The 14,312-nt window shown below is 63.6% G+C and carries 13 protein-coding genes; 8 read left to right on the top strand and 5 right to left on the bottom strand.

The window, feature by feature from the left end:
* Positions 1-91 precede the first annotated feature (91 nt).
* Complete coding sequence (locus tag NKL06_RS03120; RefSeq protein WP_023694434.1) at positions 92-325, bottom strand: DUF2093 domain-containing protein; 234 nt, start codon at positions 323-325, stop codon at positions 92-94.
* Between the two features lie 112 nt (positions 326-437).
* Between NKL06_RS03120 and NKL06_RS03115 the strand changes: the two genes are divergently transcribed.
* On the top strand, positions 438-1,043 hold the full coding sequence (locus NKL06_RS03115; protein WP_023694433.1) for a hypothetical protein: 606 nt from the start codon (positions 438-440) through the stop codon (positions 1,041-1,043).
* Between the two features lie 17 nt (positions 1,044-1,060).
* Here NKL06_RS03115 and NKL06_RS03110 read toward each other — a convergent pair whose 3' ends face one another.
* Positions 1,061-1,987: a LysR substrate-binding domain-containing protein gene (locus NKL06_RS03110; protein ID WP_031208791.1), complete on the bottom strand. Its 927-nt coding sequence runs from the start codon at positions 1,985-1,987 to the stop codon at positions 1,061-1,063.
* Positions 1,988-2,079: 92 nt separating this feature from the next.
* Here NKL06_RS03110 and NKL06_RS03105 point away from each other — a divergent pair, with 92 nt between their 5' ends.
* Positions 2,080-2,973: a DMT family transporter gene (locus tag NKL06_RS03105; protein ID WP_023694431.1), complete on the top strand. Its 894-nt coding sequence runs from the start codon at positions 2,080-2,082 to the stop codon at positions 2,971-2,973.
* 109 nt (positions 2,974-3,082) lie between these two features.
* Positions 3,083-3,844 (top strand): hypothetical protein, encoded by a 762-nt coding sequence (locus tag NKL06_RS03100; RefSeq protein ID WP_050587157.1) that lies wholly within the window; start codon positions 3,083-3,085, stop codon positions 3,842-3,844.
* 25 nt (positions 3,845-3,869) lie between these two features.
* Here NKL06_RS03100 and mutL read toward each other — a convergent pair whose 3' ends face one another.
* On the bottom strand, positions 3,870-5,723 hold the full coding sequence (mutL, locus tag NKL06_RS03095) for a DNA mismatch repair endonuclease MutL (RefSeq protein WP_023694429.1): 1,854 nt from the start codon (positions 5,721-5,723) through the stop codon (positions 3,870-3,872).
* Between the two features lie 274 nt (positions 5,724-5,997).
* A complete protein-coding gene (locus NKL06_RS03090; RefSeq protein WP_023694428.1) occupies positions 5,998-6,900 on the bottom strand; it encodes a LysR substrate-binding domain-containing protein in 903 nt (300 codons plus the stop codon).
* An 89-nt stretch (positions 6,901-6,989) separates the two neighbouring features.
* On the opposite strand from NKL06_RS03090, the gene NKL06_RS03085 reads away from it, so the two are divergent.
* From NKL06_RS03085 to NKL06_RS03070, 4 genes are all read left to right on the top strand, one after another.
* A complete protein-coding gene (locus tag NKL06_RS03085) occupies positions 6,990-8,540 on the top strand; it encodes a trimethylamine methyltransferase family protein (protein ID WP_023694427.1) in 1,551 nt (516 codons plus the stop codon).
* Positions 8,541-8,601: 61 nt separating this feature from the next.
* Positions 8,602-10,251, top strand: a complete 1,650-nt coding sequence (locus NKL06_RS03080; protein ID WP_023682934.1) for an ABC transporter substrate-binding protein — start codon at positions 8,602-8,604, stop codon at positions 10,249-10,251.
* A 92-nt stretch (positions 10,252-10,343) separates the two neighbouring features.
* Complete coding sequence (locus tag NKL06_RS03075; protein ID WP_023694426.1) at positions 10,344-10,823, top strand: DUF3828 domain-containing protein; 480 nt, start codon at positions 10,344-10,346, stop codon at positions 10,821-10,823.
* 4 nt (positions 10,824-10,827) lie between these two features.
* Positions 10,828-11,439 carry a hypothetical protein gene (locus NKL06_RS03070; RefSeq protein ID WP_023807907.1) on the top strand — a complete coding sequence of 204 codons (612 nt, stop codon included), beginning with the start codon at positions 10,828-10,830 and terminating at the stop codon, positions 11,437-11,439.
* Between the two features lie 216 nt (positions 11,440-11,655).
* Here NKL06_RS03070 and queF read toward each other — a convergent pair whose 3' ends face one another.
* Complete coding sequence (gene queF, locus NKL06_RS03065) at positions 11,656-12,117, bottom strand: preQ(1) synthase (protein WP_023672924.1); 462 nt, start codon at positions 12,115-12,117, stop codon at positions 11,656-11,658.
* 139 nt (positions 12,118-12,256) lie between these two features.
* On the opposite strand from queF, the gene NKL06_RS03060 reads away from it, so the two are divergent.
* On the top strand, positions 12,257-14,302 hold the full coding sequence (locus NKL06_RS03060; RefSeq protein WP_023807908.1) for an oxidoreductase: 2,046 nt from the start codon (positions 12,257-12,259) through the stop codon (positions 14,300-14,302).
* Positions 14,303-14,312: the final 10 nt, after the last annotated feature.

Below are 14,312 nucleotides of genomic sequence, written 5' to 3'. Positions count from 1 at the left end.
ATGATCATCCAATCTCCCCCGTTGCGGGGGAGATGTCCGGCAGGACAGAGGGGGGTGTGAAGGAACGCGACCAACGGCTCTGTGCGCGCCTTTAACCCCGGCTGCGCAGGTCCGGATGCATCTCGATCTCGCGGCGCAGCGAGGCGGCGGCGCTGACATAGGGCTCCTGCCTGGCGACGCTCCAATATTTGAGCTCGTCCAGCGGAATGCTCTCGCCGGTCACCGCGCAGCGCACGAAGGCGCCGGGGCTGGTGACCTGGAAGTCGCCGTCGAGATAGCGGATACGGGCTTCCTTGCCGCCGGGGCCTTCGAAGCGGTTCATCATGGAGTGGTGCCAAGGTTCATGCTGATTTCATCGCCATAAATTGCCGGCAAGGTCAAGCTTGACGCAATGCTGAGGCGCTATTGTCGCTCCAAACCATTCTTATGGGACCGGTATGGACATTTCATCCGCCCGCCTGACCGCGCTGCTGCGTGAGGCCATGATGTTGGCAGCGTTGCCGTCGGCGAAGGCCGATCCGGCGAAAGCAGCACTTATAAAGGCGGTGGTGCAGCCGCCGACGCCGTCCGGCGCGCCTTTGCAGCCGGCAGCGGCGCCGGCGCTGCAGGCGCTGTTGTCCGCGGCAACGGCAAAGGGGCAGCAGACGGGTTCTGCCGAGATCCTCCAGGCCTATCTGGCCCTTGCCGAGCCTAGTGACGCCACGCCCGACGATACCGGGCCGACAACCGCTGCGATAGGCAAGGCGACGCCAGCGAACGACGATGCACAGCGCGGTCTGCCGCTGCCGCCGGCAAGGGCCGAAGATGGCGCTGCCGCAAAGCCCGCAGGACTGCCCTGGTTTGCGCTTCTCGCACCCGTGGTTTCGCCGCAGCGCCGCGCTGCCACCACCGATATGCCAATGAAGCGGGAGCAGGCGACGTCTGGGCCGAATGATGCGGCCCAGCCGGAAGGCCGACAGCAGACGCGTGTCGGTCTGATGGCGCTGGCAACCGGGTTTCTGGCCGTCGCCATTGTCGGTCTAGCCCTGCTGGTGCTTCGCTGAGCACCGAACGATCGCCGCTATCGCTCGGCTTCGAGGAAAGCTTCCATCTTGTCCATCGCCAGCCCCGCCTCGACAGCGATACGGCGTGAAAGTTCGGCGGCAGCCGTACGCGGCCGCCCCAGCGGCCGGTCCAGCCAGTACGACACCGGGTTCAGCGCCGTGCGCTCGTCGACGGCGACGATGCGGCCTGCCTCCAGCTGATGTCGGGTCAATGGCGGCCGCGCCAGCGCGATGCCGAGCCCATAGGCGGCAGCGTCGAGCACCAGATTATAGTCCTCGAAGCGGCGGTCCTGCGGGCGCGGGCGGTAGTCCATCCCTTGCGCGGCAAACCAGGCACGCCAGCCGGAGGCGTCGGAATCGTTGATCAGTGGAAACCTCAGCAGCCGGGCCGGGTCGCCGCGGCCGATCTCGCGGGCAAGGCCGGGCGCGGCGACGGGAAAGACATGTTCCTCGAACAGCTTCACCGAGATGCGGCCCGGAATGCCGCCGCGGCCGCAGCGGACCGACAGGTCGATGCCTTCATCGGCAAGGTCGGCCTGGCGGATGTCGACGTCGAGGACGATGCGCAGCTTGGTGGGATTGTTCTCCAGCGCCGCCATGCGTGGCATCAGCCACAGCCCGCTGACGGAGGGTATCGAGGTCAGCCGCACCACGGCGGTGCCGCGCGGCTCGACCCAGCGGTCGGAATGGCTGGAGATCAGCGCAAAGGCTTCCGCCGTGCGCAGATGCAGGCGGTTGCCCTCGATGGTCAGCGAGACGCCGCGGGCCCCGCGGTCGAACACTTTCAGGCCCAGCCAGTCTTCCAGCTTGGCGATCTGCCGGCTGACGGCGCCGTGGGTGATGTTGAGCTTCTCGGCCGCGGCCGAAAAGCTCCCCGTTCTCGCCGCCGCATCGAAGGCGCGCAGGGTCTCGAGCGGCACCATTGTGTCTGAGCTGTGATCCATAGTCACAGGTGATCCTCGATTTGATCGTTTGTCAACGGCGCCGAAAAGGCGCTTTCTGCCTTTCAACACTCTGGGAACCCGAGGACAGGCAGATGAGCGCAACGACCAGCACGTCGAATCCGACACAGCGGATGGACACCACGGCGGCCATCGCCGTGGCGTTGACGGTGGTCGGCTGGGCCTCGGCCTTTCCCGCGATCCGTGCCGGCCTCGCCGCTTTCGGGCCGCTGGAACTCGGTGCGCTGCGCTTTGCCATTGCCGCGGTGCCGGCGGCGATCTTTCTTGCCGTCAAGCGCCCGGCGCTGCCGAGGCTCGACGAAGTGTGGCGCCTGGTCTTTGGCGGCGCCATCTTCGTCGCGCTCTACACTGTCATGCTCAATTTCGGCGAACTGACCGTGTCGGCGGGTGCCGCCGGTTTCATCATCAATGTCAGCCCGATCTTCACCGCCATCATGGCAATGGCATTGCTGGGCGAGCGCTTCTCAAGCTGGGCCTGGTTCGGCACGGCGATTTCTTTCGCCGGCATCGGCATCATCGCCGTGGCCGACGGCAATGGCTTGAGTTTCGACACCGGCGCGCTGCTGGTTCTTGGCTCCGCGCTGTGCTCGGCCGTCAACACGATCGTCCAGAAGCCGCTCTTTGCCCGCCATCACCCGCTGACCATTTCGGCCTCCAACATGATCCTTGGCGCGCTTTGCCTGGCACCCTTTCTGCCAAGCGGCTTTGCGCAGGCCGCTGCCGCCAACACGGCCGGTATCGGCGCCGTGATCTTTCTTGGCATCGTGCCCAGCCTGATCGCCTATGCCGCATGGGCAACCGCACTGTCGCGCCTCCCGGCAGCGCGCGCCTCGAACTTCCTCTATCTGGTCTCGCCCATGTCAGCCCTGATCGGCTTCTTCTGGCTGGGCGAAGTGCCGACGCTGCTCGGCATAATCGGCGGTGCGCTGGCGCTCGGCGGCGTCATCGTCGTGAATTTGATGCGTTAAAACAAATGATTGGAGCTGTTTTCGGACTCAAACCGGGAACCGCTTCCATCAGAATGCAGACACCCAGAGGAAGGACAGCTATGGTACGCTGCCTTCACTGGGGGACGGAATGGGAAGACTGTTCATATCGGCAATGTTTTGCGTTTTGCTGCTGACCGGGAAAGCCGCCGCGGGCTGGTATCAGGTCGAAAACTACGAAGGCTCCATCGGACCTAACCCCGTCCACCTATCGCTGCAGAGATATGACAGTTTCGGCAGCGGGATTACGGTCGAGGGGAGCTATTTCCACGACGCGAAGCAAAGCCCGATAGCGGTGTACGGCAAGATCAGTGGCACCAGCGTCTTCCTTTGCGAGATTGCGGACGACAGGGAGTTCGACCGGGTGCTGGTCATGGGATCGAAAACGCCCGTTGGCACCACCGGATGTCCGTTTTCTCTCGACCTTGGCGAAAGCGGCGCAACAGGGACTTGGAGCAAGGGCTCGGACAAGTTCCCGATCACGCTGAAGAAGGTCGCAAACCTCGACGATACCGGTGAGGCGAAGGTTGACGGCACCGTCGAGATTCCCTTCTGGGCACAGACAGCAACCCACAGATTTGCCGGGGTCTACGAGAAAGCGGGCTTTCTCGTCTGCATGAATAAGCTGCGGGTCATCGATAAGAAGAAAAAGAAGGTCGTTCAGGCAATCGCTTTCGATGACGACGATTGCGATGCCGGCATGCTGATGACTCCCATCTACATGAATGTTCAAAAACAGGTTGGGAGAAGCTTCGAGATAATCTCCGTGAATTTTCGCGGCGGTAGCGCCGGTTACTCAAGGGATTACGTTTTCTCTCATAGGTTCAAGGATTATCGCCTGTTGGTGAATTGAGCGTGTGGCCTGACCTGGCTTGTGCTCACCGCCGCCCAAACAGCCGCTCTATGTCGGCGAGCTTGAGTTCGATATAGGTCGGGCGGCCGTGGTTGCAGGTGCCGGAGCCGGGAGTCGCCTCCATCTGTCGCAGCAGTGCGTTCATCTCCTCGGCCTTGAGCAGCCGGCCGGAGCGCACCGAGCCATGGCAGGCCATGGTGGCGGCGATCTTGTCCAGCCGCTCTTTCAGCGTCTCGACGGTATCGTTGTCGGCGATCTCATCGGCAAGGTCGCGCACCAATTGCTGGACATTGGTTTCGCCGAGCATGGACGGCGTCTCGCGCACCGCCACCGCGCCGGGACCGAAACGCTCAATGCCGAGGCCGAACCGGGCCAGCGTTTCGGAATGCATGGCCAGCCGCTCGGCGTCCTCCTCCGGCAGGTCGACGATCTCCGGCAAGAGCAGCATCTGCGAGGGCACCGCGCGCGAGTGCAGGGCATTCTTCAACGCCTCGTAGACCAGCCGCTCATGCGCCGCGTGCTGGTCGACGATGACAAGCGAATCCCTCGTCTGGGCGACGATGTAGTTCTCGTGGACCTGCGCGCGGGCGGCGCCCAGCGCGGTGCCGAGCAGCGTCTCGGCCGGCTCGGCTGAGCCGGCACGCGCATCGGCGCTGGCGAGCGGACCGGCGTCGAATGCAGCCTGGTCGTTTTCGCGGAAGCCGGCGCCGTCAAATCCCATATCCAGCGGCCGCTGTGGCGAGCGGTCAAAGCCCGAAAAGCCCGAGGCCCGGTAGGCCGCGTCATAACTGCGATGACCGTTGGCAGGACCCGCATGGGCGTATGAGGCGGCTCCCGGCCGGAACGCCGCCATCATTCCGGCGGCACCGCTGGTGGCGGCGCGGATGCCGGCATTGGCCAGAGCCTCGCGGATGGCGCCGACGATCAGCCCGCGCACCAGGCCGGGGTCGCGAAAGCGCACATCGGCCTTGGCCGGGTGGACGTTGACGTCGACGGTCGCCGGATCGAGCGTCAGGAACAGCACGGTCACCGCGTGCCGGTCGCGCGGCAGCACATCGGCGAAAGCGCCGCGAATGGCGCCGGCAATCAGCTTGTCGCGCACCGGACGGCCGTTGACATAGGCATATTGCTGCAGCGCGTTGGCGCGGGTGAAGGACGGGATCGAGACGTGGCCGGTCAGGTGCACGCCGTCCCGGCTGGCGTCGATAGCGATGGAATTGTCGGGAAACTCGGCGCCCATCACCTGGGCGACGCGGCGCAGGCTGCCCTCGGTACTGTCATCGGTCGCCGGCAATTCCAGCGTCGAGCGGTCCGAGCCGGCCAGCGTGAAGCGCACGGCGGGGAAGGCGATGGCGATGCGCTTGACCACGTCGCTGGTGGCCGAGCTTTCGGCCCGCTCGCCCTTCATGAATTTGAGCCGCGCCGGCGTGGCAAAGAACAGGTCGCGCACCTCGACCGTTGTGCCGCGATTGGCCGCCGCCGGTTTGACCGCCGAAACGCGGCCGCCTTCGATGGCGATCTCGGCGGCAGCGTCGCCTGCGGTCGTGCGCGAACGGATCGACAGCCGCGCCACCGAACCGATCGACGGCAGCGCCTCGCCACGGAAGCCGAGCGAGCGGATATCATGAATGTTGTCGGCAAGTTTCGAGGTGCAGTGGCGCGCAATGGCCAGCGCCAGTTCCTGTTCGGGGATACCGGAGCCGTCATCGGTGACGCGGATCAGGTTCAGCCCGCCGCCGGCAGTGACGACCTCGACGCGGGAGGCGCCGGCGTCGAGCGCGTTTTCGACCAGTTCCTTCACCACGCTCGCCGGACGCTCGATGACTTCGCCGGCGGCGATCTGGTTGATCATCGTTTCGGAAAGCTGGCGAATGGGCATGGGGGTATTATAGGCGGATTCGAAGGGTGTGCGGAAGGCTTCAATGAATGCCGGACATTGGAGACGCCAGCGGGACAGCACCCCCCTCTGGCCTGCCGGCCATCTCCCCCGCAAGGAGGGAGATCAGATGTCACGACGGCTTTCGCCAATCTTCAATGCTTGAAGGGTGACGCGACATATGAACTGCCAATCTCCCCCCTTGCGGGGGAGATGTCCGGCAGGACAGAGGGGGGTGTGAAGGAACTCCGCGATAGTGACTACGCTGCAACCGATTTCAAGCCTGCGCCGCCAGCCAGTCCCTGACTTTCCGCGCATTCTCGCTCAACTCCCGGTTCTTCGGCCAAACCACATAGAACGCCTTGCCGGTTCTCAGCACATGGTCGGTCACCGGCACCAGCAGCCCCGACGCCAGGAGCCGTTCGGCCAGATGCCGCCAGCCGAGCGCGATGCCCTGGCCCTCCATGACGCCCTGGATCACGAGGCCGTAATCGTTGATGCGCAGGCCGCGCGCGGTGTTGTCGAGCCTGTCGCCCGCAGACTGGAACCATTCGTCCCAGCTAGCCGCCTCGCGGTAGGGCTCCTCGAGGTGGATCAGGCGATGCGTCGCCAGCTCCGCGACGCTCCTTGGCATGCCGAATTTCGCGAGATAGCTGGCGCCTACGACTGGAAAAATCTCCTCGTCGGCCAGCGGCAGCGAATGATAGTCGGCCCAGTCGCGCGGCTCGCCGCCGCGCACGGCGAGCGGGATGCCCTCGGCGATGATGTCGAGATCGCGGTCGGCGGTCTGGATGCGCAAGTCGATGCCCGGCAGTTCGTCGCGGAACTGCTGCAGCCGCGGCATCATCCAGAACGAGCCGAAGGCGGTCGACGCCGCCAGCGTGACATGACCGCCGGTCGCCTGCAGGCGCAGATCCTCCGCCGATTTGCGGATATGCGACAGGCCGAGTGAGACGTCGGCATGGAAGCGTTCGCCCGCTTCTGTCAGGACGACCTGGCGGTGGCGGCGCTGGAACAGCTGGGCGCCAAGCTGTTCCTCCAACCCGCGCACCGCATAGGAGACGGCGGCCTGCGTCATGCCAAGCTCGCGCCCGGCAGCGGTGAAGCTCGACAGCCGGCCCGCCGCCTCGAAGACGATCAGGCTGCCGGCCGAGGGCAAGAGGTGGCGCAGGCTTCGCATAAGCTGAGCTTATACAAGAGATCAGGATTTTCCAGCATCACATCCATATTTCCTCTCGCTAACTTGGTTGGACGGAATGAGGAGGCTCCATGAACGCACCGGCCACTGAACTGACCGAGCAAACCCACCGCCGCGGCGGCGGTCGCCTCGGACGCAAGGCGCTGAGGAGCGCCCCCGTCACCTCGTTCCCAACGCTGGTCCGCGAGATCCCCACCTACCAGATGGTCCCGGACGAGGCGGTGGAACTGATCCACCAGGAGTCACTCGCCATCCTCGAAGAGGTCGGTTGCGAGTTCCGCGACGACGAGGCGATCGCCATGTGGAAGGCGGCGGGCGCCGACGTGTCCGAGACACGCGTCCGCATCGACCGCGGCCTGCTGATGGAACTGGTCGCGAAGGTTCCGTCCGAATTCACCCTCAATGCGCGTAATCCCGAGCGCACCGTGCGCGTCGGCGGCAAGAACTCCATCTTCGCGCCGATGTATGGCGCGCCTTACGTGCGCGACCTCGACAACAACCGGCGTTATGGCACGCTTGAAGACCTCAACAATTTTCACAAGCTCGCCTACATGGCCCCGGCGCTGCATTCGTCGAGTTCGATCATCTGCGAGCCGATGGAGATCGCGGTGCCGAAACGGCATCTCCACATCATCCATTCGGCGCTGAAGCATTCCGACAAGCCGTTCATGGGCATCGTTACTTCCAAAGACCGCGCCGAAGACACGATGGCGATGGCGGGCATCGTCTTTGGCGAAGATTTCGTTCGCGACAACCCGGTGCTGGTGTCGATTACCAACTGCAACTCGCCGCTGGTGTGGGACGCCACCATGCTGGACGCGATGAAGGTCTATGCGCGCAGCAATCAGCCGCTGATCCTGGCGCCCTTTGCGCTGTGCGGCGCATCGACTTCGGCCTCGGCCGTCGGCGCGGTGGCGCAGGTCAATGCCGAAGCACTGGCCGGCGTCGCTTTCACCCAACTGCTGCGCCCGGGTTCGCCGCAAATCTACGGCCAGTTCATGGTGACGGTCGACATGAAGACCGGCGCGCCGATGGGCGGCACGCCGGAAGCCGCCCAGATGATGTATCTGATGGGCGCGCTGGCGCGGAAATACAAACTGCCCTGGCGAACCTCCGGCTTCCATGTCGGCTCCAAGCTCAACGACGCCCAGGCCGGCTATGAATCCAACATGCTGATGCATGCCGCCATCCTCGCCGGCGCCAATTATATCTGGCACTCCGCCGGCTGGTTGGAGGCCGGGCTGACATGCGGCTATTCGAAATTCGCCACCGACTGCGAGCAGCTTGTCGGCTGGTATAAATATGCCGGCGGCCTGCCGTTCGACGATTTCAAGGAGGCCATGGCGGCGATCCGCGAAGTCGGGCCGCAGGGCCATTTCCTCGGCACCCAGCACACGCTCGATCATTACGAGTCGGCATTCTTCATGCCCACCATCATGGATTTCAACTCCTACGAACAATGGAAGGCTGGAGGGGCGAAGGACCACGACACGCGCGGCCGCGAGAAAGCCCGCAACATGCTGGCCGACTATGAAGAGCCGAAACTCGATGAGGGCATTGCCGAGGGCCTCAGGGACTTTATCGCGCAGCGCGAAGAGAGGCTGCCCGACAGCGTTAGCTAAGAGAACGACGAATGAGTTGATAACGGGCGAAGACCCGATGGGAACCGCAAGGGAGAAAGACATGACACTTTTCAAAAGCAATGGCGATCGCGTGCCGACGGCCATCGAGGCGATGGCGCAAGAGACGCGTGCTGGCCGTATGGACCGGCGCGAGTTTCTTGCATTGGCAAGTGCGTTCGGCGCATCGACGGCGCTGGCCTACGGCATGATCGGCCTTGCCGCGCCGGGACAGGCTTTTGCCGAGGAGCCGAAGAAGGGCGGCACGCTGCACATATCGATGTCGGTCAAGGCCCAAAAAGATCCGCGCACCTATGACTGGGTGGAACTCGCCAACATCTCGCGCTGCTGGCTGGAGCCGCTGGTCCGCTACACCAGGGAATTCACCTTCGAGCCAGTGCTGCTCGAAAGCTGGGACATCAATGACGACGCCACGGAATACACGTTGCATGTGCGCAAGGGCATTACCTGGAACAATGGCGATGCTTTCAACGCCGATGACGTGGTCTTCAATGTTACCCGCTGGTGCGAGAAGAAGGTCGCCGGCAACTCCATGGCCGCTCGCGTCGGCGGGCTGATCGACGAAAAGTCGGGCAAGGCCAGGGAAGGCGCGATCGCCAAGGTCGACGACAATACGGTCAAGCTGACGCTCAGCGCGCCCGACATTTCGCTGATCCCGAACCTCACCGATTATCCCGCGCTCGTCGTCCACCGCAATTTCGACGCCGAAGGCGCCGACCCGGTCAAGAAGCCGATCGGCACGGGCCCGTTCGAACTGGTCTCCTACGATGTCGGCCAGAAGGCGGTGGTCAAGCGTCGTGAAAACGGCAAGTGGTGGGGCGGCGAAGCGCCGCTCGACAGCGTCGAGTTCATCGACTACGGCACCGACTTCAACGCTTCGATCAACGCCTTCGAATCCGGCGAGATAGACCTCAATTTCGAGACGCCGGCCGACTTCATCGACATCCTGGATAAGATGGGGCTGGAGAAGTCCGAGGTTGCGACGGCAACCACGCTGGTTGCCCGCACGAACGTTACCCACAAGCCCTACGACGACCAGCGGGTGCGCAACGCGCTGCAGATGGCGGTCGACAACAATGCGGTGCTGGAACTCGGCTATGCCGGGCGAGGGACGGTCGGTGAAAACCACCATGTCAGCCCTATCCATCCTGAATATTTCGCGCTGCCCAAGAAGACGCGCGACGCGGCCGGCGCCAAGAAACTGATGGCCGACGCTGGGCAGGCCGATTTCGAGCACGAGCTGATCACCGTCGAGGACGATTGGCAGAAGAACACCGGCGACGCGATTGCCGGCCAACTGCGCGACGCCGGCATCAAGGTCAAGCGCACGGTGCTGCCGGGCTCGACCTTCTGGAACGACTGGACGAAATATCCCTATTCGATGACCATCTGGTACATGCGCCCGCTTGGCGTCCAGGTCCTGGCGCTTGGTTATCGCACCGGCGAGGCCTGGAATGAATCGGCCTATTCCAACCCGGACTTCGACGCCAAGCTGAAGCAGGCGCTGTCGCTGATCGATGTGGAGAAGCGGCGTGAGGTGATGAAGGATGTCGAGCAGATCCTGCAGGATTCCGGCGTCATCATTCAACCCTTCTGGCAGAAGCTCTACAGCCACATGAACAAGAAGGTGAAGAACTACGGCGTCCACCAGACCTTCGAGATGGACCTGCAGAACGTCTGGCTTGATGGCTGAGACGGTGCAGCCGGGGCTTCATGAGCCGCAAAAAAACCGATATGCAGGATGTCTGGTATTGCACCTTGCCGCCAAACGTCCGGAGATCCTGCATGAAACCGATAGTGCTTGCCGCTGTCTTTTCGATTGCCTTGCCAGCGACAGTGCTGGCCGGGCCGGCTTCCAACGCCGTCAAGTTCTTTTATGTGCCTGAAGTGAAATTCGAGGGAGACGCAAAGTACCGCGACCGCTTCACCGAGCCGGTGACCAAGCTGTTCGATCTCAACGACCAGGCAACGAAGAACAAGCCCGACGAAGTCGCCTGCCTCGACTTCGATCCCGGCCTTGACGCCCAGGATTTCGACCAGAAGTCGATTGCCAAGACATTGAAGCTGGCCGAGACCGTCAATGGCGATACGGCCGAAGTCACCGCCACCTTCAGCCTTTTTGCGGAAGGCGATGATTCCAAACGCGAAATGCTGTGGTCGCTGAAGAAAATCGACGGCAAATGGAAGGTCGCCGACATTACCTCCAAGACCAGCAGCTGGACGCTGAGCGCGCTGGAATGCATGCCCGACAAAGCGCCGGAGTGATCCTGTGCTCCGCCGTCTTGCCCTGGCGCTGTCGCCCATGTGCGTGCTGGCCGTGGCTACGAGCGCAGCCGCGGCACAAGGCCTGTTGGGCCCGCCGCCAGCCAATGCCCCGGCCATGACGGCACCGGCCGGCGCAGCACCGCCCGCAAATCCACCCGGGACAGCGGTGGAAGCGGCGACACCGCCGGTTGGGTGGTCGCCGGCCGACGCCGCACCGGCCGCACCTATTCTGCCGGGATCCCCGACGGCGGTGGTGCGGCCATTTTACGATCAGGTGGGGCTGGAGATCGATCCGGCGCAGCGCAGCCACTTCATCGACCCGGCAAAAACCGTTCTCGACAAGAGCGACGCGTTGCGCAAATCCGGGCAGGGCGAATGCCTCGACCCCAACATGGCGCTCGACAATGCCGACTATGACAAGGCCGAGATCGATAAGAGCCTGAAGACACTCGAAGCGATCAATGGCGACCAGGCCAAGGTCATTGTCGCCTTCGTCGTCGCCGGCAACCCGCATCGCCTTGAATGGAAATTCAGGAAAGTCGACGGCGACTGGAAGATATCCGATCTGCTTTCGGTGACCGGTGAATGGGCGCTCAGCCAGTACCAGTGCGAATAATGTTGATTGAGGATCAGCGCCTGCGATCCTTCGCGCCCCTCTCTGTCCTGCCGGACATCCCCCCCGGGTGGGGAGATCAGCAGTTCCAACGTCTCGCCCGCTCCGCATCATTTGAGATTAGCTAAAGCCGGCGTAGCGGCCAATCTCCCCCGTGTGGGGGAGATGTCCGGCAGGACAGAGGGGGGCGCTGTCCCGCTAAAGTTCCGCAAAATAGCTTCAGCCCCTTCCGCGATAGGGGGCAACGCCGGTGTCGGGCAACCAGGCGCCTTCGGGCGGAGCGCCGGTCTGCCAGAAGACATCGATCGGAATGCCGCCGCGCGGATACCAATAGCCGCCTATGCGCAACCACAGCGGCTTCGTTGCCGCCACAATGCGGCGGCCGATCATCACCGTGCAGTCTTCATGGAAAGCGCCATGGTTGCGAAACGAGGTCATGAACAGTTTGAGCGACTTCGATTCCACGAGCGTGGTATCGGGTGCGTAGTCGATGACGATATGAGCGAAATCCGGCTGTCCGGTTACCGGGCAGAGCGAGGTGAATTCCGGGCAGGTGAAGCGCACGATCGCCGGCGGTCCGTCGCCGCGCTGGAACGGCACGGTCTCCAGGACCGCAGTCTCCGGGCTCTGTGGCGTCTCGACGTGGGCGCCGAGCTGGGTGAGGGTTTTGGTATCGATCATCGCGGTTTTCCTGGGGATTTCCGCGCTCATTAGCACCGGACCGAAAAGTGTGCAGCGATTTTCGAATAAATTCGATGCTTAAGACAAGAACTGGAGCAGCACGCGCTGCTCCGACACAAATTGGAATGGCAGGAAGATGATGACCAGCAACGACCCGCTTCTCCAGCCTTACCAGCTCAAACACCTGACGCTGAAGAACAGGGTGATGTCGACCAGCCACGAGCCGGCCTATTCCGAGGACGGCATGCCGAAACAGCGCTACCGGCTCTACCACGCCGAAAAGGCCAAGGGCGGCATGGCGCTGACCATGACGGCGGGCTCGGCGATCGTCTCGCGCGACAGCCCGGCGGCCTTTGGCAATCTGCATGTCTATGACGACCGCATCGTGCCGTGGCTGGCCCAACTGGCGGACGCCTGCCACGAGTATGACTGCAAGGTGATGATCCAGATCACCCATCTTGGTCGCCGCACCGGCTGGAACAAGGCCGACTGGCTGCCGGTGCTGTCGGCCTCGCCGGTGCGTGAGCCGGCGCACCGCGCGTTCCCGAAAACTATCGAGGACTGGGACATCGAGCGCATCGTCGCCGACTATGCGTCCGCTGCGCAGCGCTGCCAGGCGGCCGGCCTCGACGGCATCGAGTTCGAATCCTACGGCCATCTGATGGACGGCTTCTGGTCGCCGGCCACAAACCATCGCGACGACGAGTTCGGCGGTTCGCTCGACAACCGGCTGCGCTTCACCGACATGGTGCTGGATGCCGTGCGGGCTGCCGTCGGTGAAAAGTTCATCGTCGGCATCCGCATGGTCGCCGATGAGGACTTTGACAAAGGCCTGTCGAAGGCCGAGGGCGTCGAGATCGCCAGACGGCTCGCCAATTCTGGCAAGGTCGATTTCCTGAACATCATCCGCGGCTCGATCGAAAGCGACGCGGCGCTCACCAAGGTTATCCCGGTGACCGGCATGCGCTCTTCGCCGCATCTCGATTTCGCCGGCGAGGTGAGGGCGGCAACAAAATTCCCGACCTTCCATGCGGCGCGGATTTCCGATGTCGCCACGGCGCGCCATGCCATCGCCACCGGTAAGCTCGATATGGTCGGCATGACCCGCGCCCATATCGCCGACCCGCACATCATCAAGAAGGTCATGGAAGGTCGCGAGCACGAGATCCGGCCTTGCGTCGGCGCCACCTATTGCCTCGATCGTATCTATGAAGGCGGCGAGGCGCTGTGCGTCCACAATGCCGCGACCGGCCGCGAGGCCGAGATTCCGCACATCATCGTCATGACCGAAGGGCCCAGGCGGAAAGTCGTCGTCGTTGGCGCCGGCGCCGGCGGGCTGGAGGCAGCTCGCGTCATGGCCGAACGCGGCCACCATGTCACGGTGCTCGAAGCCTCCGGTCAGGCCGGCGGCCAGGTTCGGCTGGCGACGCAGAACCCGCGCCGCAAGGAGTTGATCGGCATCATCGACTGGCGGCTGGCCGAACTCGACCGGCTCGGCGTCGGGATCCGCTACGATACATGGGCCGAGCAGGACGATGTGCTGGCGCTGTCGCCCGATGTGGTGGTGATCGCCACCGGCGGCCTGCCGCAGAACCCGCCGCTGACATCAGGCGACAATCTCGTCACGTCGAGCTGGGACATCATGGCCGGCAGCGTCAAGCCGGCGGAGAACGTGCTGCTCTTCGACGACAATGGCGGCCATCAGGGCATGGGCGCGGCGGAGCTGATCGCCAATGCCGGTTCGAAGCTGGAGCTGGTTTCGCCGGAGCGCTTCTTCGCCCCCGAAATGGGCGGCATGAACCACGTGCCCTATATGCGCGCCTTCCAGGAGAAGGGCGTCACCATCACCATCAACACCAGGCTGCGCTCGGTACGGCGCGAGGGCAACCAGCTGGTCGCCGAACTCGCCTCCGACTTTGCCGATGGCTGGCGTGGCGAAAGGCGGGTCGACCAGGTGGTGGTCGAGCACGGCACGGCGCCGCTCGACGATCTCTATCTCCAGCTGAAACCGCTGTCGAAGAATGGTGGCGCGGTCGACTATGAGCGGCTGGTCGGCGGCGGCGATATTTTTCCTTCACGCAATCCCGAAGGCGGCTTCGTGCTGTTGCGCATCGGCGATGCGGTCGCCTCGCGCAACATCCATGCCGCCATCTATGACGGCATCAGGTTCGGCTTGCGGGTTTGAGCCTACAAGC

The sequence above is a fragment of the Mesorhizobium sp. C268A genome (assembly GCF_040324475.1).
Lineage (GTDB): Bacteria > Pseudomonadota > Alphaproteobacteria > Rhizobiales > Rhizobiaceae > Mesorhizobium.
This window is presented reverse-complemented; position numbering and strand designations above follow the sequence as displayed.